At 61.7% G+C, this 23,663-nt stretch carries 22 protein-coding genes; 14 read left to right on the top strand and 8 right to left on the bottom strand.

What is annotated here, in order from left to right; all coding sequences use genetic code 11:
* Nucleotides 1-34 precede the first annotated feature (34 nt).
* Nucleotides 35-2,551 carry an ATP-dependent helicase HrpB gene (hrpB, locus tag CAF65_RS21695; protein ID WP_085718140.1) on the top strand — a complete coding sequence of 839 codons (2,517 nt, stop codon included), beginning with the start codon at nucleotides 35-37 and terminating at the stop codon, nucleotides 2,549-2,551.
* Here hrpB and CAF65_RS21690 read toward each other — a convergent pair whose 3' ends face one another.
* Nucleotides 2,552-3,475: a LysR family transcriptional regulator gene (locus tag CAF65_RS21690; RefSeq protein WP_085718139.1), complete on the bottom strand. Its 924-nt coding sequence runs from the start codon at nucleotides 3,473-3,475 to the stop codon at nucleotides 2,552-2,554. It lies immediately after the preceding gene.
* Nucleotides 3,476-3,701: 226 nt separating this feature from the next.
* Between CAF65_RS21690 and CAF65_RS21685 the strand changes: the two genes are divergently transcribed.
* The 5 genes from CAF65_RS21685 (at nucleotide 3,702) to CAF65_RS21665 (ending at nucleotide 9,584) form a co-directional block, all read left to right on the top strand.
* Nucleotides 3,702-5,192, top strand: coding sequence for an aldehyde dehydrogenase (locus CAF65_RS21685; protein WP_085718138.1), 1,491 nt, complete (start codon nucleotides 3,702-3,704; stop codon nucleotides 5,190-5,192).
* 21 nt (nucleotides 5,193-5,213) lie between these two features.
* Entirely contained in the window at nucleotides 5,214-6,584 is a 1,371-nt protein-coding gene (locus CAF65_RS21680; RefSeq protein ID WP_085718137.1) for an aspartate aminotransferase family protein, read from the top strand.
* Nucleotides 6,585-6,964: 380 nt separating this feature from the next.
* On the top strand, nucleotides 6,965-7,951 hold the full coding sequence (locus tag CAF65_RS21675; protein WP_085718136.1) for an ABC transporter substrate-binding protein: 987 nt from the start codon (nucleotides 6,965-6,967) through the stop codon (nucleotides 7,949-7,951).
* A gap of 8 nt (nucleotides 7,952-7,959) precedes the next feature.
* On the top strand, nucleotides 7,960-8,763 hold the full coding sequence (locus CAF65_RS21670; protein WP_085718135.1) for an ABC transporter permease: 804 nt from the start codon (nucleotides 7,960-7,962) through the stop codon (nucleotides 8,761-8,763).
* Nucleotides 8,751-9,584 carry an ABC transporter ATP-binding protein gene (locus CAF65_RS21665; RefSeq protein WP_085718134.1) on the top strand — a complete coding sequence of 278 codons (834 nt, stop codon included), beginning with the start codon at nucleotides 8,751-8,753 and terminating at the stop codon, nucleotides 9,582-9,584. The genes CAF65_RS21670 and CAF65_RS21665 overlap by 13 nt, the downstream gene beginning before the upstream one ends.
* Before the next feature lie 74 nt (nucleotides 9,585-9,658).
* Here the strand turns inward: CAF65_RS21665 and CAF65_RS21660 are convergent, their stop codons facing one another.
* Entirely contained in the window at nucleotides 9,659-10,738 is a 1,080-nt protein-coding gene (locus tag CAF65_RS21660; protein WP_085718133.1) for an endonuclease/exonuclease/phosphatase family protein, read from the bottom strand.
* A 66-nt stretch (nucleotides 10,739-10,804) separates the two neighbouring features.
* Complete coding sequence (locus tag CAF65_RS21655) at nucleotides 10,805-11,479, bottom strand: YciC family protein (protein WP_085718132.1); 675 nt, start codon at nucleotides 11,477-11,479, stop codon at nucleotides 10,805-10,807.
* A 179-nt stretch (nucleotides 11,480-11,658) separates the two neighbouring features.
* Here CAF65_RS21655 and CAF65_RS21650 point away from each other — a divergent pair, with 179 nt between their 5' ends.
* From CAF65_RS21650 to CAF65_RS21640, 3 genes are all read left to right on the top strand, one after another.
* On the top strand, nucleotides 11,659-12,435 hold the full coding sequence (locus CAF65_RS21650; protein ID WP_085718131.1) for a DUF2076 domain-containing protein: 777 nt from the start codon (nucleotides 11,659-11,661) through the stop codon (nucleotides 12,433-12,435).
* Between the two features lie 121 nt (nucleotides 12,436-12,556).
* A complete protein-coding gene (locus tag CAF65_RS21645) occupies nucleotides 12,557-13,036 on the top strand; it encodes an NYN domain-containing protein (RefSeq protein ID WP_085718130.1) in 480 nt (159 codons plus the stop codon).
* Nucleotides 13,037-13,058: 22 nt separating this feature from the next.
* Nucleotides 13,059-13,670: a PolC-type DNA polymerase III gene (locus CAF65_RS21640; protein WP_008022612.1), complete on the top strand. Its 612-nt coding sequence runs from the start codon at nucleotides 13,059-13,061 to the stop codon at nucleotides 13,668-13,670.
* A 130-nt stretch (nucleotides 13,671-13,800) separates the two neighbouring features.
* Here the strand turns inward: CAF65_RS21640 and CAF65_RS21635 are convergent, their stop codons facing one another.
* Nucleotides 13,801-14,256, bottom strand: coding sequence for an Lrp/AsnC family transcriptional regulator (locus CAF65_RS21635; protein ID WP_085718129.1), 456 nt, complete (start codon nucleotides 14,254-14,256; stop codon nucleotides 13,801-13,803).
* Nucleotides 14,257-14,420: 164 nt separating this feature from the next.
* On the opposite strand from CAF65_RS21635, the gene yedA reads away from it, so the two are divergent.
* Nucleotides 14,421-15,362 (top strand): drug/metabolite exporter YedA, encoded by a 942-nt coding sequence (gene yedA / locus CAF65_RS21630; protein WP_085718128.1) that lies wholly within the window; start codon nucleotides 14,421-14,423, stop codon nucleotides 15,360-15,362.
* Between the two features lie 66 nt (nucleotides 15,363-15,428).
* The gene (locus tag CAF65_RS21625; protein ID WP_085718127.1) at nucleotides 15,429-16,769 is read left to right on the top strand and encodes a DEAD/DEAH box helicase; all 1,341 of its coding nucleotides are present in this window, start codon (nucleotides 15,429-15,431) and stop codon (nucleotides 16,767-16,769) included.
* Between the two features lie 124 nt (nucleotides 16,770-16,893).
* On the opposite strand, the gene CAF65_RS21620 is transcribed toward CAF65_RS21625, so the two are convergent.
* Nucleotides 16,894-18,135 carry a TIGR03862 family flavoprotein gene (locus CAF65_RS21620; protein WP_085718126.1) on the bottom strand — a complete coding sequence of 414 codons (1,242 nt, stop codon included), beginning with the start codon at nucleotides 18,133-18,135 and terminating at the stop codon, nucleotides 16,894-16,896.
* A gap of 292 nt (nucleotides 18,136-18,427) precedes the next feature.
* Entirely contained in the window at nucleotides 18,428-19,348 is a 921-nt protein-coding gene (locus CAF65_RS21610) for a histone deacetylase (protein ID WP_085718124.1), read from the bottom strand.
* 90 nt (nucleotides 19,349-19,438) lie between these two features.
* On the opposite strand from CAF65_RS21610, the gene CAF65_RS21605 reads away from it, so the two are divergent.
* The 3 genes from CAF65_RS21605 to CAF65_RS21595 all read left to right on the top strand — a co-directional run bounded on the left by CAF65_RS21605 (nucleotide 19,439) and on the right by CAF65_RS21595 (nucleotide 21,573).
* Nucleotides 19,439-20,008 (top strand): GNAT family N-acetyltransferase, encoded by a 570-nt coding sequence (locus tag CAF65_RS21605; protein WP_085718238.1) that lies wholly within the window; start codon nucleotides 19,439-19,441, stop codon nucleotides 20,006-20,008.
* A 105-nt stretch (nucleotides 20,009-20,113) separates the two neighbouring features.
* Nucleotides 20,114-20,983 (top strand): acyl-CoA thioesterase II, encoded by an 870-nt coding sequence (gene tesB / locus CAF65_RS21600; RefSeq protein ID WP_085718123.1) that lies wholly within the window; start codon nucleotides 20,114-20,116, stop codon nucleotides 20,981-20,983.
* Complete coding sequence (locus CAF65_RS21595; protein ID WP_008022597.1) at nucleotides 20,980-21,573, top strand: HAD family hydrolase; 594 nt, start codon at nucleotides 20,980-20,982, stop codon at nucleotides 21,571-21,573. The genes tesB and CAF65_RS21595 overlap by 4 nt, the downstream gene beginning before the upstream one ends.
* A 142-nt stretch (nucleotides 21,574-21,715) precedes the next feature.
* Here the strand turns inward: CAF65_RS21595 and CAF65_RS21590 are convergent, their stop codons facing one another.
* Together CAF65_RS21590 and CAF65_RS21585 are read right to left on the bottom strand one after the other, a co-directional pair.
* Entirely contained in the window at nucleotides 21,716-22,675 is a 960-nt protein-coding gene (locus CAF65_RS21590) for an alpha/beta hydrolase (protein WP_085718122.1), read from the bottom strand.
* A complete protein-coding gene (locus tag CAF65_RS21585) occupies nucleotides 22,676-23,569 on the bottom strand; it encodes a neutral zinc metallopeptidase (protein ID WP_085718121.1) in 894 nt (297 codons plus the stop codon). It lies immediately after the preceding gene.
* Between the last annotated feature and the right edge of the window lie 94 nt (nucleotides 23,570-23,663).

Genomic DNA, 23,663 nt, shown 5'->3' with positions numbered 1-23,663 from the left:
GCCGTTATACTCGGCCCTCTGTTTTGGAGCCAGCATGATTTCTTTGCCGATCGATGAAGTTTTACCCGCCCTGCGTGAAGCCCTCGCTACACGCCACGAAGCCGTGCTCGAAGCACCGCCCGGCGCCGGTAAGACTACCCGCGTGCCTTTGGCCTTGCTCAACGAGCCGTGGCTGGCCGGGCAGACCATCCTGATGCTCGAACCCCGCCGTTTGGCCGCGCGGGCGGCGGCGGAGCGGCTGGCCAGTGAGCTGGGGGAGAAGGTTGGCGAAACCGTGGGCTATCGCATTCGGCTCGACAGCAAGGTCGGCCCCGACACCCGTATCGAAGTGGTCACCGAGGGTATCCTCACCCGGCGCCTGCAGGACGACCCGGCGCTGGAAGGCGTGGGCCTGCTGATCTTCGACGAATTCCATGAACGCAGCCTCGACGCCGACCTTGCCTTGGCCCTGAGCCTCAATGGCCGCGAACTGTTTCGTGATGACCAACCGCTGAAAATCCTGCTGATGTCCGCGACCCTGGAAGGCGAGCGCCTGGCCGGGTTGCTGGACAATGCGCCGATCCTGCGCAGCGAAGGGCGCATGTTCCCGGTGGCGATGCGCTGGGGGCGGCCGTTTCAGGCCGGTGAATTCATCGAACCGCGTCTGGTGCAGACCATCCTTGAAGCCTTGAACGACGAGCCCGGCAGTGTGCTGGTGTTCCTGCCTGGGCAGGCGGAAATCCGGCGTGTGCACCAGCAACTGGCCGATGTGCTGGGCGATAACCCACAGGTTCTGTTGTGTCCATTGCATGGTGAACTGGACCTGACGGCGCAACGGGCGGCAATCGATCCGGCACCGGCAGGCAAACGCAAAGTGGTACTGGCCACCAACATCGCCGAGACCAGCCTGACCATCAACGGTGTACGAGTGGTGATCGATGCCGGGCTGGCGCGGGTGCCGCGTTTCGATCCCGGTAGCGGCATGACTCGGCTCGACACCCAACGCATTTCCAAGGCCAGTGCCACCCAGCGCGCGGGCCGGGCCGGGCGCCTTGAGCCCGGCGTGTGTTATCGCTTGTGGTCCCAGGACCAGCACGAGCAACTGGCGGCCTACGGCACCGCGGAAATCCTTTCGGCGGACCTCGCCGGGCTGGCCTTGCAACTGGGGCGTTGGGGTGTGACACCAGGTCAACTGGTGTGGCTCGACGTTCCACCCGCAGCGGCTTATGCGCAGGCTCAGGACTTGCTTGAACGCTTGGGCGCACTGGAGGGCGAAGCGCTGACCCGTCACGGTCAGGCAATGGCCGAACTGCCGGCGCATCCGCGCATCGCGCATTTATTGTTGCGTGGCCAGGCGCTGGGGCTAGCGGACATGGCCTGCGACGTCGCGGCGCTGCTCGGCGAGCGCGATATCTTGCGCGGTGCCGGGGCGGACCTGCACAGCCGACTGGTATTGCTGTCTGGCGAAGAGCGCGCCGCGCGTGGTGCCCAGGGGGGAGTGCAGCGCGCACGGCAACTGGCGCGGCAGTATCGTGGTTACCTGCGCGGCAAAGCCTCGGAGTCGGTCAGCGATCCGGATCACCCGCGCTGGCTCGGCGCGTTGCTGGCGCTGGCCTATCCCGACCGGGTCGCCCAACAACGCCGTGCCGGTGGTGCGGAATATCGCTTGGCCAACGGTCGCGCAGCATTGTTCGCCGAGGCGGACAGCCTGATGAAGCAACCATGGCTGGTGATCGCCGATCTGGGCAGTCGTCAGGGCCAGCGTGAGGAGCGGATTTATCTGGCGACGGACTTCGATCCGGCGTTGTTCGATTCGGTACTGGCCGAGCAGGTGCGCTGCGTCGATCAACTGGATTGGGATGAGCGTGAAGGCGTACTGCGGGCCGAGCGTCAGCGTAAGGTTGGCGAGTTGATCCTCAGTCGTGAACCGCTCACCGGCCTCGACGAAAGCGCACGCAGCCAGGCGCTGGTGAGTCTGGTGCGGCGCAAGGGGCTGGAGCTGTTGCCGTGGACACCGGAGCTGCGTCAGTGGCAGGCGCGGGTCGCGTTGTTGCGGCAACTGGACCTCGCCGGCAAGGGCGAGAGCGAGTGGCCGGATGTCAGCGACGCGGCGTTGCTGAAAAGCCTGGAACACTGGCTGATGCCGTATCTGGGCAAGGTTTCCCGGCTCAGTCACTTCGCCAATCTGGACCTGTCGAACATCGTCCACAACCTGCTGCCGTGGCCGCTGCCGCAGCGGCTGGACGAGCTGGCACCGCATCATTTGAGCGTGCCGTCGGGCTCGTCGATTCGTCTGGACTACAGCGAACAGCCGCCGATTCTGGCGGTGCGCTTGCAGGAGCTGTTTGGCCTGGCCGAAACCCCGCGCATCGCCGGAGGCCGGCAAGTGGTCAAGCTGCATCTGTTGTCCCCGGCGCGGCGGCCGGTGCAGGTGACCCAGGATCTGGCCAACTTCTGGCGCAGCACCTACGCCGAGGTGAAGAAGGATTTGAAGGGGCGGTATCCGAAGCATTACTGGCCGGATGATCCGCTGGTGGCCGAAGCCACCGCGCGGATAAAGCCGCGCAAGTAGTTACGGGGCCGGCCTTTCAGCCTTGGCAGTCAGCTGCTCGCGGCAATAGTCAGCAAACAACTGCGCCGGTTTGGTCAGTTGCCCGCGTTTGAGCCACGCCGCCACCAGTCCTGAACCAGTGACGTCTTCGGCGATGTCCACGCACACCACTTTCTGCCCGTCGTAGGTGCACTCCGAATGCGGCTTGGTCACCAGGATCGAGAAACCAAAGCCTTGTCCGACCATACCGCGCACCATCTCGATCGATGGCGAGCTGAAGGCGATGCGTGGGGTCAGTCCCAGCTCATCGAACAGACTGACGAAGTAGGTCCGGCTCGGCTGCACGTCCAGAAGTATCATCGGTTCAAGGCACAGGTCTCGCAGCGACACTTGCGCCTGCTGGGCAAAGCGGTGATCCGCCGGTAGCAATGCGTAAGGCCGTTGCGCGGGCATCAGCGGTTCGGTTTCGATGGTGCCGTCGAGGTCGTGCTCGTAGAGGATCGCCAGATCGAAGGCGCCGGAGGTCAGGCCTTGCACCAGCTCTTGTTGCTCGCCGTCGCGGATGCGAATTTCCACCCCCGGGTACAACGCCGAAAACCCGGCGATCAATTGCGGCAGGTACAGCGGCGCGACGGTTTCGAAGCAGCCGATATCGATCTGCCCGGACACCACATCGTTGTCGGCCAAGGCGTTCTGCTCGAACTCCCTGGCCATGCGCAGCAGTTCCTGGGCCTTGCGGTAAAAGCGTGCACCGCTTGGGGTCAACGACACGCCCTGGGCGTGATGGCGGATCAGCAGTTGCACACCGAAACTGTCTTCCAGCCCTTTGATGGCCGTGGAGATCGAAGGCTGGGCGATGTACAGCTTGCGCGAGGCCTCGGCGACGCTGCCGCACTCGACGGTGGTGATGAAGTATTTCAGTTGACGCAGATTGTAGGCAGCCACAGCAAACCTCGGGGGAGAACGGATCAGGCATCCTGGCAATTTGCGCGCCACCCCTATCCGCTCGGGCAGCGATTTGTTGTGGTTGAACAATAACCACATGCTGCGCCAGAAGGGAGATTGGCTACGTAGTTTTTTCTTGGCCTGCGAACACATTTTTACTGGTTTTCCACCGCTTGGGCCTGAGCGACTATCCAATACACAAGAACGTCCTCTGGAGCATCTGAACGTGTTCGAGCTTGAGTATTGGCAACGCAAGGCCGCTTCCCTGCGGTTTCCCGACCAGGCCGTGATCGACGGAAAGCACCGTGCGGCGCAGTCGGGACAGACTTTCGCCGCGATCAACCCCGCCACCGGCCAATGCCTGGCCAACGTTGCCGCCTGCGGTGAAGACGACGTGAACGCGGCGGTGCGCAATGCGCGGAAGGTCTTCGAGGCGGGCACCTGGGCTGCGCGCTCACCGAGCGAACGCAAGCAAGTGCTGTTGCGTCTGGCCGATTTGATCCTCGACCACCGCGAAGAACTGGCGCTGCTCGACTCGCTGAACATGGGCAAGCCCGTTGCGGATGCCTACAACATCGATGTCCCGGGCGCCGCGGGAGTGTTTCGCTGGTACGCCGAGAGCCTCGACAAACTCTACGATCAGGTCGCGCCGAGTGCGCAGAACGTGCTGGCGACCATCACCCGCGAAGCCCTCGGCGTGGTGGCGGCCGTGGTGCCGTGGAATTTCCCTCTGGACATGGCCGCGTGGAAACTCGCTCCGGCCCTGGCTTCGGGCAATTCGGTGATTCTCAAACCGGCCGAGCAGTCGCCGTTTTCGGCCTTGCGTCTGGCTGAGCTGGCGCTGGAAGCGGGTATTCCTCCCGGCGTGCTCAACGTGCTGCCGGGCCTCGGCGAGCAGACCGGCAAGGCCCTGGGCCTGCACCCGGACGTTGATTGCCTGGTGTTCACCGGCTCCACCGAAGTCGGCAAATATTTCATGCAGTACTCGGCCCGGTCGAACCTCAAGCAGGTGTGGCTGGAGTGCGGCGGCAAGAGCGCCAACCTGGTGTTCGCCGATTGTCAGGATCTGGACCTGGCGGCCGAGAAAGCCGCATTCGGCATCTTCTTCAATCAGGGTGAAGTCTGCTCGGCCAACTCGCGGTTGCTGGTGCAGCGTTCGATTCATGACGAATTCGTCGAGCGCCTCAAGGTCCAGGCCGAACGCTGGCAGCCAGGCGATCCGCTGCACCCGTCGAGCGCCGCCGGGGCCATCGTCGACAGCCGGCAGACTGCACGCATCATGAAGTTTATCCAACAGGCTGAGCAGCAAGGCGCGACCAAGGTTTGTGGCGGTCGGCAGTCGATCTTCAACGGCTCGGACAACTTCATTCAGCCGACGATTTTTACCGGCGTGACGCCGGACATGCCGCTGTTTCGCGATGAAGTGTTCGGCCCGGTGCTGGCCGTCACGGCGTTCGACGACGAGGCCCACGCCTTGCAACTGGCCAACGACAGCGTCTACGGTCTGGCGGCCTCGCTGTGGACCGACGACCTCAACCGCGCTCACCGTGTGGCGCGGCAATTGCGGGCCGGTACGGTGTCGGTCAACAGCGTCGATGCGCTGGACGTGACCGTGCCTTTTGGCGGTGGCAAGCAGTCGGGTTTCGGCCGCGACCTGTCCCTGCATTCATTCGATAAATACACCCAGTTGAAGACCACCTGGTTTCAATTGCGCTGATAACAAAACGGAGAACTGGCGATGACCACACCACGTGAAACCCGCGACTATCAGGCCGCCGACGCTGCGCACCACATCCATGCGTTTGTCGATCAGAAAGCCCTCAATGACGAGGGGCCACGGGTGATGGTCCGTGGTGAGCGCCTGCACCTGTGGGACAACGATGGCCGGCGTTATCTCGACGGCATGTCCGGGTTGTGGTGCACCAACCTCGGTTACGGGCGCAAGGACCTGGCGGCCGCGGCGAGCCAGCAGCTGGAACAACTGCCGTACTACAACATGTTTTTCCACACCACCCACCCGCAGGTGATCGAGCTGTCCGAACTGTTGTTCAGCCTGCTGCCGGGTCACTACAGTCACGCGATCTACACCAACTCCGGCTCAGAAGCCAACGAGGTGTTGATCCGCACGGTGCGACGTTACTGGCAGGTGCTCGGCAAGCCCGAGAAGAAAATCATGATCGGCCGCTGGAATGGTTACCACGGTTCGACCCTGGCCGCGACGGCGCTCGGCGGCATGAAATTCATGCATGAAATGGGCGGCATGATTCCGGACATCGAGCACATCGACGAGCCGTACTTCTTCGCTCACGAGGGCAACCTGACGCCAGCTGAATTCGGTCTGCGCGCGGCACAGCAACTGGAAGCGAAGATTCTCGAACTGGGCGCAGACAAGGTTGCGGGCTTCATCGCCGAACCATTCCAGGGTGCCGGCGGCATGATCTTCCCGCCAGAAAGCTACTGGCCGGAAATCCAGCGCATCTGCCGCAAGTACGATGTGCTGCTGTGCGCCGATGAAGTGATCGGTGGCTTCGGTCGTACCGGCGAATGGTTCGCCCACGAGTACTTCGGTTTCGAGCCGGACACCCTGTCCATCGCCAAGGGCCTGACCTCGGGCTACATCCCCATGGGTGGCTTGATCCTGTCGAAAAAAATGGCCTCGGTGCTGGTGGAGCAGGGCGGCGTGTTTGCCCACGGCCTGACCTATTCCGGGCACCCGGTGGCGGCGGCGGTGGCGATTGCCAACCTCAAGGCCCTGCGCGATGAAGGCGTGGTGACGCGGGTCAAGGACGACATCGGTCCGTACCTGCAACAGTGCCTGCGCGAAGTGTTTGGCAAGCACCCGCTGGTGGGCGATATCCAGGGCACGGGTATGGTCGCGGCGCTGCAACTGGCCGAAGACAAAACCAGCCGCAAGCGTTTTGCCAACGAGAACGACATTGCGTGGCGCTGCCGTACGATCGGTTTTGAAGAGGGCGTGATCATTCGTTCCACACTGGGGCGGATGATCATGGCGCCGGCGTTGATTGCCAGCCGTGAGGAGATTGATGAGTTGGTTGGCAAGACCTTGAAAGCGGTAGATCGTACGGCGCAGGAGTATGGCCGGCTCTGACATCACCTGAAGGTCCTCCAGACCTTTTCGCGAGCAGGCTCGCTCCCACATTGGATCTGTGTCGATCACAAATCCCCTGTGGGAGCGAGCCTGCTCGCGAATGCTTTTGCCGATTCAATACATTTTCCAAGTCCTGCACCCACCTCGGGCATCCCCGCCCACAGCGCCCTTTGGCAGTGCGCGCTAACGAGTTTTTTCATCGTTCGCATCCACATATTTCCTCATTTTCCTAATCCCGCCCTTGGGCCAACATCGATCTCGCCAGCCAGCCCGAGGCTGCATGCCGAAGGGTCCAACAGAGATCACAGGCCGCAGTTGCATCCGGGCCGCTGGCCGTACTGCCCATGACAAAACTAAATCAACAGCTTTGGGAGTGCTCCATGATCAAGTCCTTGCTTACGCGCGTTGCCCATCCACTGGCGGTCACCGCCATCGCCGCGACGGTCGCCACCAGCGCCCAGGCCGGCACCCTGTCCATCGGTCATACCACCTGGGTCGGCTACGGCACCCTGTACCTGGCCCAGGACCTGGGCTACTTCAAGGAAAACGGTTTGACCGTCGAGTTGCCGGTGGTCGAAGAAGCGGCGATGTACATGGCCGCACAAGCTTCCGGCGAGTTGTCCGGCTCGGCGTCGACCATCGACGAGGTGCTCAAGTACCGTCCGCAATTCTGCTTCAAAGCCGTGGCCGCGCTGGACGACAGCCATGGTGGCGACGGCGTGCTGGTGGGCAAGGACGTCAAGAGCCTGCAGGAGCTCAAAGGCCAGGCCGTGGCGGTGAACGAAGGTTCTACCTCGCAGTTCTGGTTGTCGTATCTGCTGAAAAAGAACGGCATGAAAATGAGCGACATCACCGTGCAGAACATGACGGCCGACGATGCCGCTACTGCGTTCATCGCCGGTCGCGTACCCGCCGCCGTGACCTGGGAGCCGCACCTGTCGATGGTGCGCGACAAGCAGCAGGGCAAGGTGCTGGTCGACAGCAGCAGTACACCGGGGGTGATCGTCGATGTGGTCGCACTGAACTGCACCGTCATCGAAAAACAGCCGGAAGACGTCAAGGCACTGGTGGCCGGTTTGTACAAAGCCGTGCAGTACACCAAGGATCATCCGAAGGAAGCCTACAAGATCATGGCCAAGGGCGTTGGTGGTTACCTGGCCGATCCGAAGGAGCTCGAAGCGGCCGCCCAGGGCGTGCGCTTCTACGACCAGGCCATGAGCGAAAAACTGCTGGGTGCACCGGGCAAACCGGGCGACAGCGCACCGTTGATCAAACTGGCCAACGAGACCGCCAGTGAGTTGCAAGGCAAACCCTACAACGTCAGCAATGACGACCTGATCGACAACCGTTTCGTTACCCCGCTCTAGGAGGCTGCATGTTCAAGCGCAATTCATGGCTGAGCCGCTGCATCACGCCCAAGACAGGTTTGCCGGTCTCGGTGATCTGGAGCGCGAGCGGGTTGGCCTGGGTGCTGTTGGTCGGCCTGTGGGCCGGGTTGGCCTATGGCGGCGTGGTGCCGGGCATGTTTCTGCCCACGCCCGGCGCGGTGGTCGAGGCTGCCGTGCGCCTGAGCCGCGACGGCACCCTCGGTCAGCACGTGTGGGCCAGCGTCGAAGTGGTGATGGTCGGGTTCATTGTGTCGTCCCTGGTGGCGGTGCCGCTGGGTTTGCTGATGGGGAGCTTTCGCATCGTCCAGGCCTTCCTTGAACCCTTGGTGAACTTCATTCGTTACCTGCCGGTAACTTCGTTCGTGCCGCTGTTCATCCTGTGGATCGGCATTGGTCTGGAGCAACGGGTGTCGGTGATCATTTTCGGCGTGTTCTTCCAGCAATTGGTGATGATCGCGGACGTGTCCAAAGGCATCTCCAAGGACCTGATCAATGCCTCCTATACCCTCGGTTCGAACCGTCGCGATGCGGTGCTGCATGTGATCGCTCCGGCTTCCTTGCCAGGTGTGCTCGACACCCTGCGCGTGACCATGGGCTGGGCCTGGACTTACCTGGTGGTGGCTGAACTGGTCGCCGCTTCCAGTGGCCTGGGTTACCTGAGCCTCAAGGCCATGCGTGGCTTTCAGGTGGATGTGATTTTCCTGGCCATTGCGATCATCGGCCTACTGGGCCTGGTCACCGATCAATTGTTCCGTTTCCTACGTCTGAGGATCACCGCATGGGCTCAGTAACCGCCGCCACTCATCGTTTTGTCGCCCCTCAGACTGCTCCGGTGAACGCACCACGGCTGCAAGTGGACAAGGTCAGCCTGAGTTACAGGAAACCCGATGGTGGAACCTTTACCGCGTTACAGGAGGTGTCGTTCGAGGTGCCGGACCAGCAATTCGCTGTGCTGGTGGGGCCTTCGGGCTGCGGCAAGTCGAGCCTGCTGTACCTCACCGCCGGCCTGGCCGAACCAACCTCGGGCGAGATTTACGTCGGCGGCCAACAGGTGGAAGGCCCCGGTGCGGATCGCGGCATGGTGTTCCAGAGCTACACGCTGTTCCCGTGGCTGACGGTGCGCCAGAACGTCGAGTTCGGCCTCAAGCGGCGCGGCATGCCGGTGGCGCAACGCAAGGACATCGTTGACTACTACGTCAATGAAGTGGGCTTGAGCGGCTTTGCCGACAACTACGCCAAGCAACTGTCGGGCGGGATGATGCAGCGTGTCGCCATTGCCCGTGCGTTGGCCAATGACCCGCAGATCCTGCTGATGGACGAACCCTTCGGCGCCCTCGACAGCCAAACGCGCTTGCAAATGCAGCAGTTGTTGCTGCGGGTCTGGGGCAACAGCAAGAAGACCGTGTTGTTCGTGACCCACGACATCGACGAAGCGATCTTGCTGGGCGACCGGGTGTATGTGATGGGCGCCAGGCCTGGGCGGATCAAGCAGATCCTGGATGTGCCGATTGAACGTCCACGGAACCTGGACATGGTCATGGAGCGCTCGTTCATCGAGATGAAGCGCGAGATCTTCGGGCTGCTGCATGATGATCTGGAAGAGGTGCACTAAGGCTGATTGCGGCCATGCATGACCTCTGTGGGAGCGAGCAGGCTCGCTCCCACAGGTTTTGTGTTGATTCGGAACTAAGGCGCAACTGGCAACAGAAACCGGGCAATCACCGGCAGGTGATCGGAGATGCGCAACGTATCATCCTGCCGCACCATCGCCTCCACCCGTTTGATTCGCGGGCTGTAGAACAGGTAGTCAACGGTCCGGTCCGGGCCGTTCAGCCCGGTGTCGTTCGGGTAATGCGTCAGCCAGCGTTCGCGATCGATACCACTGGCTTCGCTGTTGGCCGGGATCATCGGGTACTTGTCCCACAGGATGTGCAACGGGCTGTCGGCGGAGAAGGGCGTGCGTTGCGCATCGGGCAGGCGTCGATACTGGCCGAGTGGCAACAGGTTGAAATCCCCGCCGATCAGCCACGGCGTGCCACGGCTTTCGAATTTATCGAGGGCCCTGGCCACGGCGTTCACCTGGTTTTGCAAGGTATTGTCGGCTTGGGTCGCACGCTCCAGATGAGTATTGAGCACCGCCATCTGTCCACCGTCAGTCAAAGGCAAATAGCTCACCAGCAAGGCGTTTCTGGGTTTGAATTGGCGGCTGACCGGGTTGCCCGAGGCGACGGGCAGTTGCAGGCGCTCGGCATGTTCGACCTGGTAGCGGCTCAGGGTTGCCAGTTGCCGACCGACACTGCCGAAGATGTGCGGGTTCGGTACGAAGTCGGCCTTCCAGTCGAAGGCGCTGGCGCTGCATGGGTACAGATCGGCGAGCCGTTCTTGCAGCAGTTTGAACTGGTGCTGGTAATCGCTGGCCTTGGCGCCGTCGTCCAGCTCCTGCAACAGCACGATGTCCGGCTGTTCGTCGCGAATCACCCGCGCCACTTCGTCGAGGCTGAAGGCCATGTCTTGCGCTGTGGGGCGTTCGTCGGTACCGGCGGCCAGGTCATTCCAGAACACGTAACGCTTGCCGGCCAGGTACTGGACGTTCCAGGTCATCACCTTCAGCACCTGCCCTGGGACCAGGGTGGGTGCCTGTGCACTGCAACTGACGGGCAACACTTCTTTGGCATCGGGGCGCCAGGTCAGGCTGTAGATCATCACGGCGATCAGGCCGATCGCGATCAGCAGGCCCAGCAGGGTGTAGCGCAGTAGACGGGTCATGGCTCGGCTTAATAGCGTTACAAATTTGTTCCCGAGCATACCCGAGAGCGATGGTCGCGCCCAAGGTCAGAGCGAGTTGTCATTGCTCTCGGGCAGCGGGCTGATCAGCATGAACAGACGGAACAACACCACGCTGGTAAACAGCTGCAAGAAACTGTGAGCGCTGTCGATCAGCAGCGAGATCACCGGGTTCTGTGGTTCGGGGTACGCCGCCAGGGTGACCCCCTTGAGCAGCCACAGCGGCCCCATCACACACAGAATGCACAGCAGGATGCGCATGAAGTGACCGCGGGTCTGACGCAGGCTTTCCTTCATGGCCGCCAGCGGCGCGAGGCCGCGCAACACCAGCAGGTATTCGCCAAACGCCAGGGTCACCATCAGGTAGATACCCGGCAGGAAATACAGTGACAGGCCCAGCAGGATCAGCACGGTATTAAGCGCCGTCAGCAGGGCGAAGCGCGGCCACAGGCTCGCCGCCGTCGCCAGCAGGTCGCGGTTGCGCGGCGACTCGCCTCGGCTGCGGGCGTCGAGAAACAGAATCAGCGCGGCGGTGTACAGCGGGTACACCAGCAAGCCGACAATCACGCTGATACCGGGGAAACTGTCCGGCTCCGTGGAGTGGTCGACCACTTGTTGCAGCAGCGCCTCGAGAATCACCAGCGGCAGGCACAGCTGCACGATCTGGCCCAGATTGCGCTTGAAGAAATACAGCGAGTCACGCAGGACGTCTAACGGATTCATCAGTAGGTATCGCAGGTTGGAAGCAGTGGCTCACTTTAACCGATGAAGCGCTCGGGGACGCAAACGTAAACGATCGGTAAAGGTCATTGAAACATCTTGTTTCAGCCTCCATTAAGGTCGAGCACCTTATCCTCAGTGGAAAAGGACAACGATTTCCCCCGGCAATCTACGAGGTCGCCATGAATAGCGAAGAACAAACCCTGATCGATGGACTGTTTTCCCGGCTGCAACAGGCCGAAACGGACTCAGCCCCGCGCGACGCCCAGGCCGAGGCGCGGATCAAGGAACACCTGACGCGTCAGCCCACGGCAGGTTATTTCATGACCCAGGCGATTCTGGTGCAAGAGGCGGCGATCAAGCGCCTCGATGAACAGAACAGGCAGCTGACCCAGCAAGTCCAGCAGTTGCAGGCCGAGCTGCAACAGGCCAAGGCTCAGGCAACCCCGGCTCCTGCACCGAGCAGTGGTGGCTTTTTGTCTAGTATTTTTGGTGGTGCTTCCCGTGAACCACAACCGGCACCCACCCAGAGCGCGCCGCCGTCGAGCGGTGGCTGGCGTGAGCCGGGACGTTCGTCGTTCGGCTCGCAAGCGCCGCAGCAGAACTTCGGTGCCCCGCCGCAAAACTTTCCACAACAGGGCTATGCCCCGCAACAGCAGGCTCCGGCAGCGGCCGGCAGCAGTTTCCTCGGTGGTGCGCTGAAAACCGCCGCCGGCGTGGCGGGTGGCGTGATGCTGGCTCAAGGCATCAGCAGCCTGTTCCATCACAACCAGCAACCTGAAATCGTCGAAGTCATCAAGGAAGAGCCGGCCCAGGTCAACGACCAGGGCAACAATGGCTGGGGCGACGACCAGCGCATGGCCGGTAACGACTCCTACAGTAACGATCAGGGCGGGTTCAGCGACGCTGATTACAGCGATGATTCGCTCTTCGGTGGCGACGACGATTCCTTCGTCTGACCTGCCATTCGTCCGGAGCGCAACGGCGCTCCGGACCGATTATTCGCGGAACAATCCTCCGGGCTGGCATACTGGACGACTTTTCGGGCCTGGTGCCTGATTCAGCCTTTGAGGAATACCGGTGAAAAAAATTGCAGTGTTCGCCGATGTCCAGAACCTCTATTACACCGTGCGTCAGGCTTATGGTTGCCACTTCAACTATGCCGCGCTGTGGGCTGACGTCAGCAAACAGGGCGAGATCGTCGAAGCCTACGCCTACGCCATCGACCGTGGCGACAGCAAACAGCAGCAGTTCCAGCAGATCCTGCGTAACCTCGGTTTCACCGTGAAACTCAAGCCGTACATCCAGCGCAGCGATGGTTCGGCCAAGGGTGACTGGGACGTGGGCATCACCCTCGACATCATGGATGCCGCCGACCATGTCGATGAAATCGTCCTGGCCTCCGGCGATGGTGATTTCGACATGCTACTGGAACGCATCATCAGCAAACACGGAGTGCAAGCGGTGGCCTACGGCGTGCCGGGCCTGACCGCCAACTCGCTGATCCGCGCCGCTAGCCGCTACGTGCCGATCGAAGGCACGCTGCTGCTCAAGAATTGATTTTTACGGAGTTGAACCAGGTTTGGAACGCATCGCAGTCATCGACTTTGAAACCACCGGGATCTCCCCGAGCAGCAGCTGTCGGGCCACGGAGATTGCCGTGGTGATCCTTGAACAGGGGCGCATCGTCGAGCGTTACCAAAGCCTGATGAACGCCGGCGTACGCGTCCCGGCCTTCATCGAGCAGCTCACCGGCATCAGCAACGCCATGCTGCGCACCGCGCCGTCGGCGGAGCAGGTGATGAACGAGGTCAATGAATTCGTCGGCACCACGCCATTGCTGGCGCACAACGCCGCGTTCGACCAGAAGTTCTGGGACTTTGAGCTCGGGCGAATCAAACGCACCCGTTTGCAGAACTTTGCCTGCTCGCTGTTACTGGCCCGGCGCCTTATGCCCGCCGCGCCGAACCACAAACTCGGCACCCTCACCACCTTTGCCAACCTGCCCGACACCGGCAAGGCCCACCGGGCCATGGCCGATGCCGAGATGGCGGCCAACCTGACCGCGCACCTGGCCGAGGAGTTGCGACAAAAGCACGGCTTGCGCGAGCTGTCCCATGACTTGCTGTGCAAGTTGCAGAAGGTCCCGGCGGCGAAAGTCGGCGAACACCTCAAGCGCTATCGCGGGTTCTAGGAACATCGCAAATCCCCTGTAGGAGCGAGCCTGCTCGCGATGAACCCGAGAACAACACGGGGTGTCAGGTTTCCCGCGTTATCGTTGACGACCATCGCGAGCCTGCTCGCTCCTACAGGGGCGTGCTTCATCAGGCTTTTCCATTGCCCTCTATGTGCCCCAATGGCACCCGCTTCTCTATCGCACTCGACAACACAATCGACGTCTTGCTGAACCCGAACGTGGCGATCCGGTTGATCAATTCTTCCAGTTCCGGCATTGAGCCCACCGCCGCTTGCATGATCACGCACGGATCGCCGGTTACCCGATGGCATTCAGTCAATTGCGGGATTTTGATCAGGTCGTCATAGGCTTTCTGGTTGCCGTGCTGGTTCAGGCGCAGTTCGATCACGCACTGGATCGGCAGGCCGAGCTTGGCCATGTCGACCTTTGCCTGATAGCCGGTGATCACGCCGCTGGCTTCAAGCTTGGCCACGCGCTCGGCCACGGCCGGGGCGGACAGGTTGACCTTGCGCGCCAGGTCGGCGTAGGACGCGCGACCGTTTTCCAGCAGGGCGCTGAGCAGCATGCGGTCGTACTTATCCATCGTGGCACTCCTGAATAATGACGGACTTTCGAAAACACGGTTTATAGCCATGAACTCCGTGTTTTGAAAAGTGTACTGGCAGTTTAAAAAGGTTTTGTAACTTATTTTCCGGCTCCAGCCTTTCTAGAATAGCCGCTCACCTGTTCTGCCTGTGAGTTGCCCCCATGTCCGGCCTACGTCGCTTCCCCTTACCGTTGATCGCTGCCTTTTTCGCCTTGTACGTGATTTGGGGCTCGACTTACCTGGTGATCCGCATCGGCGTGGAGTATTGGCCGCCCTTGTTGCTCGCCGGGGTTCGCTTCGTCATTGCCGGGACCTTGATGTACGCCTTCCTGCGCTGGCGCGGGGCGCCAGCGCCGACCTGGGCGCAGTGGAAAGCCGCCGGGATCATCGGCGTATTGCTGCTGGCGTGTGGCAACGGGGCGGTCAGCGTGGCCGAGCACACCGGCGTGGCTTCCGGAGTGGCCGCGTTGGCGGTGGCGACGGTGCCGCTGTTCACCTTGCTCTGTGGCTATTTCTGGGGCGCGCGTAATACTCGTCTCGAATGGGCTGGCGTTGCGCTCGGAATGATCGGCATCGTCATGCTCAACCTCGGCTCCAACCTGCAATCGAGCCCGTTGGGTGCAGCCCTGCTGATTTTTGCGGCGGCGACCTGGGCCTTCGGCTCGGTGTGGAGCAAACACCTGCCGCTGCCACAGGGGGCGATGGCCAGTGCCGTGGAGATGCTGGTGGGTGGCGTGGTGTTGCTGATCGGCAGTGTGGTCAGCGGTGAGCATATGGACCAGGTTCCGCCGATTGAAGGCTGGGCCGCGCTCGCATACCTGACCGTGTTCGGTTCGATCATCGCCTTCAACGCCTACATGTACCTGTTGAAACACGTGCGCCCGGCGGCAGCTACCAGTTATGCCTACGTCAACCCGGCGGTGGCGGTGTTGCTGGGGATCGTGTTTGTTGGCGAAACCATCGGCATCGAGGAAGCACTGGCCATGCTGGTGATCATCAGCGCCGTGGTGCTGATTGGCTTGCCACAGTGGCGTCGTACGCCGGAACAGCCGGTGACAAAGGTCGTGCCGACGGTAGTGCCGACAGAATCCCGTGTGAATTAGGGTAAACTGCGCGCCATTGCACACTTGTTTTGAAAAACCCGCGCTGAATTTTCCTACGGTACTCCCATGACTTTCGCCACCCTTGGCCTGATCGAACCCTTGCTGCGCTCTCTCGAGAGGCTCGGCTACCAGACTCCGACGCCGGTTCAGGCGCAAGCCATTCCGGCGGTGCTGGCCGGTCGCGACCTGATGGCCGCCGCCCAGACCGGTACCGGCAAGACTGCCGGTTTCGCCCTGCCGCTGTTGCAACTGCTGGCCATGGAAGGGCCGAAAGTCACTGCCAACTCGGTTCGCGCATTGATCCTGGTGCCGACCCGCGAGCTGGCCGAACAGGTTCACGAAGCCGTGCGCCAGTACGCCGAGAACCTGCCGCTGCGTACTTACGCGGTGTACGGCGGTGTCAGCATCAACCCGCAAATGATGAAGCTGCGCAGCGGTGTCGATCTGCTGGTGGCGACCCCGGGCCGCTTGCTCGACCTGTTTCGCCAGAACGCGCTGAAGTTCAACCAGTTGCAAACCCTGGTGCTGGACGAAGCCGACCGCATGCTCGACCTGGGCTTTTCCGAGGAGCTGGCGAACATTTACAAGGCGTTGCCGAAAAAGCGCCAGACCCTGCTGTTCTCCGCGACCTTCTCCGATGACATCCGCCTGCTGGCCGGGCAGATGCTCAACGATCCGCTGAGCATCGAAGTCAGCCCGCGCAACGTAGCGGCCAACACCGTCAAGCAATGGATCGTGACGGTAGACAAGAAGCGCAAGCCGGAACTGTTCGTGCACCTGATGCGCAAGGGCAAGTGGAAGCAGGTGTTGGTGTTCGCCAAGACCCGCAATGGCGTGGACGCGCTGGTGGAAAAACTCCAGGGCCTGGGCATCAACGCCGACGGCATCCACGGCGACAAACCCCAGGCGACCCGTCAGCGCGCACTCGACCGTTTCAAGGCCAGTGAAGTACAGATTCTGGTCGCCACCGACGTAGCGGCCCGTGGTCTGGACATCGAAGACCTGCCGTTGGTGGTCAACTTCGACTTGCCGATCGTTGCTGAAGACTACATCCACCGCATCGGTCGTACCGGCCGCGCGGGTTCGACGGGCGAGGCGATTTCCCTGGTCTGCGCCGATGAAGTGAATCTGCTGTCGGCCATCGAGATGCTGACCCGTCAGACGCTGAAGCGGCAGAACGAGCCGGATTTCGAGCCGGAGCACCGCGTGCCGGATACCGATGCCAGCGGCCAGGTGATCAAGAAGCCAAAAAAACCGAAGAAGCCCAAGGCTTCCGGTGGTGGCGGTGGTAAACGCAATCTGGGCAAATGGGTGGATAGCGGGGAAGTTGCGCCGGCTGAGCCTTCGATCAAGCCTGTGCGCAAGGTACCGGTGTTCAATACGGGGCCACGTAAGCGTAAGCCTTGATTGATTGCGGCGGCTGACAGACCGCCTTCGCGAGCAGGCTCGCTCCCACATTTGACCGAGTTCATTCAGGACGAATGTGATCAGTGTGGGAGCGAGCCTGCTCGCGAAGGGCGCGCCTCGGTCGTCAGCCCTTGCGCCGCAACCACTCCACCATCCCCAACCCCGCCGCTCGTCCACTGGCGAAACACGCGGTCAGCAGATAGCCGCCGGTCGGCGCCTCCCAATCGAGCATTTCCCCGGCGCAAAACACGCCAGGCATTTGCTTGAGCATCAAGCGCTCATCCATCGCCTCGAACACCACGCCCCCCGCGCTGCTGATCGCCTCGTCCAGTGGACGGGTTTTCACCAGTGTCAGTGGCAAAGCCTTGATCGCATTGGCCAGCAAGGCCATATCGGCAAAGCAGTCGGCGCTGGTCAGTTCTCGCAATAGCGCCGCTTTCACCCCATCGATGCCCAACTGACTGTGCAGGTGCTTGGCCATGGAGCGCGATCCCCGGGGTTTGCTCAACGCCGCCTGGACTTTATCCACAGGGCGGCCCGGCAGCAGGTCCAGGTGAATCGTTGCCGAACCCTGCTGATTGATTGCCTCACGGATCGGTGCCGACAGGGCGTAGATCAGACTGCCTTCGATCCCGGTGGCGGTAATCACACATTCGCCGAGGCGGGGGACGTCGTCGTTAAGGCCGATGGCGATATTTTTCAGCGGCGCACCGGCGAATTTGCTGACCATCAGTTCGCTCCAGGCCTGCACCTCGAAGCCGCAATTGCTTGGTTGCAACGGCGCCAGTCCTACGCCGTGTTGCTCCAGTGGCTGCATCCATGCGCCGTCCGAACCCAGGCGCGCCCAACTGCCGCCGCCGAGGGCGAGCAGGGTGGCATCGGCTTGAACGGTCTTTTCGCCTTCCGGGCTGTCGATGCGCAATCCGCCACGCTCGTCCCAGCCGAGCCAGCGGTGGCGGGTGTGGATAACTACGCCACTGTCGCGCAGGCGCTTGAGCCAGGCGCGCAGCAGCGGCGCGGCTTTCATGTCGGTGGGGAATACCCGGCCGGAACTGCCGACGAAGGTATCGATGCCTAGCTCGTGAATCCACTGGCACAGCGCTTCGGCGCCGAAACCACGCAGCAGCGGGGCGATTTGCGGGGCACGTTCGGCGTAGCGCGAGAGAAACGCAGGGTAGGCTTCGGAGTGAGTGATGTTCATGCCGCCGACACCGGCCAGGAGGAATTTTCTTCCGACCGAAGGCATGCCGTCGTACAGGTCGACCTTGATCCCGGCCTGGCTCAACACTTCGGCCGCCATCAGACCGGCGGGGCCGCCGCCGATGATGGCGACGTGGGAAGGGGAGGCGGTCGAAGATCGGGTCATGGAGTGCGCTGCGGTTTTGGCGAATGAAGCCGGGCATTCTACCAGCCCAGACCTCTGTAGGAGCGAGCCTGCTCGCGATGGTCTTGAACGATTACGCGGGAAACCAGATGCCCAGCGGCGACGTTGCGTTTTTCGCGAGCAGGCTCGCTCCTACAGGGATCGTTGGTGATTCCGAGGGTTGGTTAAAAAACAACCACCGCTCTGTAGCCCAAGTCCCGCATGGCCTGTAGTCCCTTTCACTCAGGTTATCCACAGGCAGTTCCACAGGCATTGTGGGTAAAGCATCCACAGCTCAGTGACAGCCTGATGACTGCCAGACGCGTTGCGCGCTGTGATGGAGGATGCCGTGACGGCGGGCCAGGGCCTGGCGGTCCTTGCTGTAGCCGCCGCCGATCACCCCGACCAGCGGAATATCGCGGCCCAGGCAATGGCGCATCACGCTTTCATCGCGGGCGGCGACGCCTTCGTCTGTCAGCTTCAGATAACCCAGGGCGTCGTCCTTATGCACATCGACTCCGGCGTCATACAGCACCAGATCCGGTTGGTAGAGCGGCAGCAAGTAGTTGAGAGCATCGTCCACCACCTTCAGGTAATCGGCATCGCCCATGCCGTTGGGCAGCGGAATGTCCCAATCACTTTCTGCCTTGCGTGCGGGAAAGTTCTTCTCGCAATGCAGGGAAACGGTCACCGCCTCTGGAGTGTTGTGCAGTATTCGTGCAGTCCCGTCGCCCTGATGCACGTCGCAATCGAAGATCAACACCCGATTCACCCGGCCACTTTCCAGCAGGTAATGGCTGATCACCGCCAGGTCATTGAAGATGCAGAACCCGGCCGGGTAGTCGTAGTGCGCATGGTGGGTGCCGCCGGCCAGGTGACAGGCCAGGCCATGTTCCAGCGCCTGTTCGGCCGCGAGCAACGAGCCCCCGACCGCCCTCACCGTACGCCTGGCCAGGGCTTCGCTCCAGGGCAGGCCGAGGCGACGCTGGTCTTCGCGGGACAGTTCGCCATTCATGTAGCGTTCGATATACGAAGGGTCATGGGCGAGGGCGAGAATGTCCGCGGGACACAGGTCCGGGCGCAGCAGGTCGGCGTCGCGGGTCAGGCCGCTGTCCACCAGGTGATCGCGCAACAGGCGGAACTTGTCCATGGGGAAGCGGTGATCCGCCGGAAACTCGGGGCTGTAGTCTTCGTGGTAGATCAGGGGCAGGGGCATGACTGATTTGTCTGGAAAGCGTACGGGAATGAGAGAAGGATCCTACCAGCGTTGTAGACTTGCGACATTGAAATGGAGGGGCGGGGCATGATGGAGCCAATACTGGAACTTGAAAGCGCTCGGCTGCTGTTGCGCCAGTGGCGCGATGAAGATTTGGCGGACTTTGCCGCGATGTGTGCCGATCCTCAGGTGATGCGCTATTTCCCGGAAACCTTGAGCCGGTTGGAAAGTGCGTCATTGATCGGGCGAATCCGTGGTCATTTCTCCGAGCATGGTTATGGTCTTTGGGCCTTGCAGCGAAAAGACACTGGCCAGTTCATCGGGTTTACCGGGCTCAACGTGGTCGGATTCGACGCGCCTTTCACCCCCGCTACGGAGATCGGTTGGCGCCTGGCCCGCGAGCACTGGGGCCTCGGTTATGCCAGTGAAGCGGCATGGACCGCTCTGCGCTGCGGGTTTGACCGCTTGCCGCTGAAGGAGGTCGTGGCTTTCACGACGCAAACCAATCTGCCGTCAGAGAAAGTCATGCAAGCCATTGGCATGCAACATGATCCGGCGGATGACTTCGATCACCCGCGACTTGAAGCCGAACATCCGTTGCGTCGGCATGTGCTGTATCGCATCAGCCGCGAACAATGGCTGCAAACCTTGCATGGATAACCTGACACGGACGTTTACAATGGCCCCATGTTGGCATTGGCCAGAATCTGAATTGACCGGCGCAGCCAAGACTGCGCGGCAATGTTTTGCGTGAGGAGAGTCTGAATGAGCCAAGTGTTGGAAGATCTGGTCGACCTGCTGACCCTGGAACCGATCGAAGAAAACCTGTTCCGTGGCCGCAGCCAGGACCTGGGTTTTCGTCAGCTGTTCGGCGGTCAGGTGCTCGGCCAGTCGCTGTCGGCGGCCAGTCAGACGGTTGAAGAGACGCGCCATGTGCATTCGATGCACGGTTATTTCCTGCGCCCGGGCGATGCCGGGTTGCCGGTGGTGTATCAGGTTGACCGGGTGCGCGACGGTGGCAGTTTCAGCACGCGCCGGGTGACGGCGATCCAGAAGGGCCACCCGATTTTCACGTGCAGTGCGTCGTTCCAGTACGACGAAGAAGGCTTCCGGCACCAGAGCGAAATGCCGCAAGTGGTCGGTCCGGAAAACTTGCCATCGGAGCTGGAAATCACCCAGCAGCGTGCGCACCTGATCCCCGAAAAAATGCGCGAAAAGCTGTTGTGCCCCAAGCCGATCGAATTCCGCCCGGTAACCGAAAAAGATCCCTACAACCCGCTGCCGTCCGACCCGGTCAAATACGTCTGGTTCCGCGCCGACGGCGCCTTGGCCGACTCGCCGGCGCTGCATAAATACTTGCTGGCCTATGCGTCGGACTTCGGTCTGCTGGTCACCTCGATGCAGCCCCACGGCAAATCGGTCTGGCACAAGGACATGCAGGTCGCCAGCCTCGATCACGCCTTGTGGTTCCACCAGGATCTGCGTGCCGATGACTGGTTGCTCTATGCGATGGACAGTCCATGGGCCGGCAATTCGCGCGGGTTCTCCCGTGGCAGCGTGTTCAACCGCGCCGGGCAACTGGTGGCCTCGGTCACCCAGGAAGGCTTGATCCGTCACCGCAAGGATTGGGCGTGAGCCTGGCCGATGTGCGTCACTGGGTGTTCGACATGGACGGCACCCTGACCGTGGCCGTGCACGATTTTGCGGCGATTCGAGTCGCATTGGCTATTCCTGCCGAAGCCGACATCCTGACCCACCTCGCCGCCCTGCCGGCCGATGAAGCCGCGGCCAAGCATGCGTGGCTGCTGGAGCACGAGCGGGACCTGGCCCTGGGTTCGAAACCGGCGCCGGGCGCGGTGGAGTTGGTGCGCGAACTGGCCGGGCGCGGTTATCGCCTGGGCATTCTCACGCGCAATGCCCGGGAGCTGGCGCATGTCACACTGGAGGCCATTGGCCTGGCCGACTGCTTTGCGCTGGAGGATGTGTTGGGCCGCGATGATGCACCGCCCAAACCGCATCCGGGTGGACTGCTAAAACTGGCCGAAGCGTGGAAGGTGCCGGCGAGCGAGCTGGTGATGGTCGGTGACTACCGCTTCGATCTCGATTGCGGGCGAGCCGCCGGAGCGCGGACGGTGCTGGTGAATCTGCCGGATAATCCGTGGCCGGAATTGACCGATTGGCACGCGGCGGATTGTGTCGAGTTGCGGCAGATGCTTTCGGCTTGAAGGCATGGTGGTCTGACTTGACGTCTTCGCGAGCAGGCTCGCTCCCACAATGATTTTCGGGTGTTCACAAATGATGTGTTCACTTAAATCCAATGTGGGAGCGAGCCTGCTCGCGATGGCATCAGATCCGGTACTGCAAAACCTACTGACTAAACAGCGCCTTCTGCCCCTCCGGTGATGTAAACATCCCATCCCCGTTATGCCCGACCCCGGGCACTTCGATCAGTTGCTGGTTCAACCCTTTGGGTGCCAGCCGCTTCAAGTAGTCAAAGTAAAAACGCCCGCGCGCCAATCGATAAGGTCCCTGTGCCCGGGCCTCACAGCTCTTGTCCAGTGCCGGATGGTTCGGGTCGATGTCCTGCTGCCCCAGCAGGTAAACGACTTCACGCTTGAGGTAATTTTCCTGCAACTGCGCGGCGGTTTGTCCTTCGGCGTAGGCCGGTAAATCCGCCAGCCCGTACTTCCAGCGATTGAAATCCGGGCAACCGGCGTGGCTGAACGCCACGGGCCGACGCTCATCGAAGTAAGCGTAGGACGACGGATTGGCGATCACGTAGCGCACCTGCACACCAGCTGCATCGAGGCCGGACTGCGCGTGACCGAGCAATGCGTAACGCTGAACCACCTGCGCGCCGCCGGAGTGCCCGGCGATGACGATTTGCTTCACATCCGGAAACTGCTGGCGGTCACCCAGGCGGGTGATGATTTCGTCGAGCGCCGCGTAGGAACTCAGCCGAAACGGTGCCGTGGATTCGCCGCCGGTCATCCATTCATTGCCTTGCCAGCGCAAAACGGTGTCGGCCACCGGATGGACCGCAACGTCGGTTTCATTGAGGAATTGCGGGGCGATCACCAGGGTCGTTGCGCTTTGCCCGGCCAGTTCGGCCGCGTGCTCACCGCTCTGCAGATAGGTTTGCGCGTTGCGTAAACGACCGTGGAGGATGATCAGCACCCGTTCGATTTTTGCCGGGGCGGGGCTGATGCCCACCGCGATTTCACCTGATTTCAACAGCAGGCGCCCTGAGCTGAGCTCCTTGACCCCATGCTCGGCGGCCTGGGACGTTGCGCAAGTAAACAGAACAACCAACAACCACTTCTTCATTTACAGATTTTTCGTCGCAAAGGTATCGCACTGGCTTACCTGGCCTTGGGCGAAACCGGTTTTGAACCAGCGCACCCGTTGCGCCGACGTACCGTGGGTGAACGAGTCCGGGACCACGCGGCCCTGACCCTGTTGCTGCAAACGATCGTCACCGATGGCGTTCGCAGCGTTCAGTGCTTCTTCGATGTCGCCCGGTTCCAGCCAGTTCAGGCGCTTCTGCGCATTGTTGGCCCAGACGCCGGCCAGGCAATCGGCTTGCAGCTCCTGACGAACCAGCAAACCGCCGTCGCCTTCCATTTGCCGGCCTTGTTGGCGTGCTGCCTGAATTTTTGCGGACACCCCAAGCAGGGTCTGCACATGGTGTCCGACTTCATGAGCGATCACATAGGCCTGGGCGAAGTCGCCCGCGGCGGAAAAGCGTTGGGACATTTCCTGGAAGAACGCCATGTCCAGGTAGACTTTCTGGTCCGCCGGGCAATAGAACGGGCCGGTCGCCGAGGTGGCCAGACCGCAGGCCGAATTCACACGGTTGCTGAACAGCACCAGGGTCGGGTCTTTGTATTGGCGGCCAGCCTGCTGGAATATCGCGCCCCAGGTGTCCTCGGTATCGCCGAGGATCGAACGCACGAATTCCGCACCCTCGTCATTGGCCGGCGGTGCCTTGCGGCTCTGGTGGGTGGCGGGTGCCGATTGCTGGTCCATTTGCCCGGTCAGTTGCCCGAGGATTTGCAGCGGATCCTGGCCGGTGATCCAGCCGATGCCGACGATCAGGAGGATCGCCGTCAGGCTCAGGCCCTTGCCACCGCCGAAGCGTATCCCGCCGCCACCGCCGCCCATGTCATCGCCACGGGCATCGACCACGTTGTCGCTGCGTCGGCCTTTTTTCCATAGCATGTGGGAATCCTCTTCTGTTCCGGGTAAAGCTCCGTGCGATGAGTGTTGCTGCCAAGTAGGAGCGGCGCCAGTCCGGTCGTCCGTCTTTTCCCCG

Source organism: Pseudomonas sp. B28(2017) (genome assembly GCF_002113025.1).
Lineage (GTDB): Bacteria > Pseudomonadota > Gammaproteobacteria > Pseudomonadales > Pseudomonadaceae > Aquipseudomonas.
The sequence above is the reverse complement of the archived record's forward strand: the minus strand, read 5'-3'. Positions and strand labels throughout refer to the sequence as shown.

Excerpts from the sequence above, each read along its gene's own strand:
- CAF65_RS21590 (WP_085718122.1), bottom strand. The coding sequence starts at position 22,675 with ATGAAGAAGTGGTTGTTGGTTGTTCTGTTTACTTGCGCAACGTCCCAG.
- yedA (WP_085718128.1), top strand. The coding sequence starts at position 14,421 with ATGTCCGGCCTACGTCGCTTCCCCTTACCGTTGATCGCTGCCTTTTTC.
- CAF65_RS21620 (WP_085718126.1), bottom strand. The coding sequence starts at position 18,135 with ATGACCCGATCTTCGACCGCCTCCCCTTCCCACGTCGCCATCATCGGC.
- CAF65_RS21660 (WP_085718133.1), bottom strand. The coding sequence starts at position 10,738 with ATGACCCGTCTACTGCGCTACACCCTGCTGGGCCTGCTGATCGCGATC.
- CAF65_RS21650 (WP_085718131.1), top strand. The coding sequence starts at position 11,659 with ATGAATAGCGAAGAACAAACCCTGATCGATGGACTGTTTTCCCGGCTG.
- tesB (WP_085718123.1), top strand. The coding sequence starts at position 20,114 with ATGAGCCAAGTGTTGGAAGATCTGGTCGACCTGCTGACCCTGGAACCG.
- CAF65_RS21635 (WP_085718129.1), bottom strand. The coding sequence starts at position 14,256 with ATGGATAAGTACGACCGCATGCTGCTCAGCGCCCTGCTGGAAAACGGT.
- CAF65_RS21665 (WP_085718134.1), top strand. The coding sequence starts at position 8,751 with ATGGGCTCAGTAACCGCCGCCACTCATCGTTTTGTCGCCCCTCAGACT.
- CAF65_RS21605 (WP_085718238.1), top strand. The coding sequence starts at position 19,439 with ATGGAGCCAATACTGGAACTTGAAAGCGCTCGGCTGCTGTTGCGCCAG.
- hrpB (WP_085718140.1), top strand. The coding sequence starts at position 35 with ATGATTTCTTTGCCGATCGATGAAGTTTTACCCGCCCTGCGTGAAGCC.
- CAF65_RS21625 (WP_085718127.1), top strand. The coding sequence starts at position 15,429 with ATGACTTTCGCCACCCTTGGCCTGATCGAACCCTTGCTGCGCTCTCTC.
- CAF65_RS21655 (WP_085718132.1), bottom strand. The coding sequence starts at position 11,479 with ATGAATCCGTTAGACGTCCTGCGTGACTCGCTGTATTTCTTCAAGCGC.
- CAF65_RS21680 (WP_085718137.1), top strand. The coding sequence starts at position 5,214 with ATGACCACACCACGTGAAACCCGCGACTATCAGGCCGCCGACGCTGCG.
- CAF65_RS21670 (WP_085718135.1), top strand. The coding sequence starts at position 7,960 with ATGTTCAAGCGCAATTCATGGCTGAGCCGCTGCATCACGCCCAAGACA.
- CAF65_RS21610 (WP_085718124.1), bottom strand. The coding sequence starts at position 19,348 with ATGCCCCTGCCCCTGATCTACCACGAAGACTACAGCCCCGAGTTTCCG.
- CAF65_RS21585 (WP_085718121.1), bottom strand. The coding sequence starts at position 23,569 with ATGCTATGGAAAAAAGGCCGACGCAGCGACAACGTGGTCGATGCCCGT.
- CAF65_RS21675 (WP_085718136.1), top strand. The coding sequence starts at position 6,965 with ATGATCAAGTCCTTGCTTACGCGCGTTGCCCATCCACTGGCGGTCACC.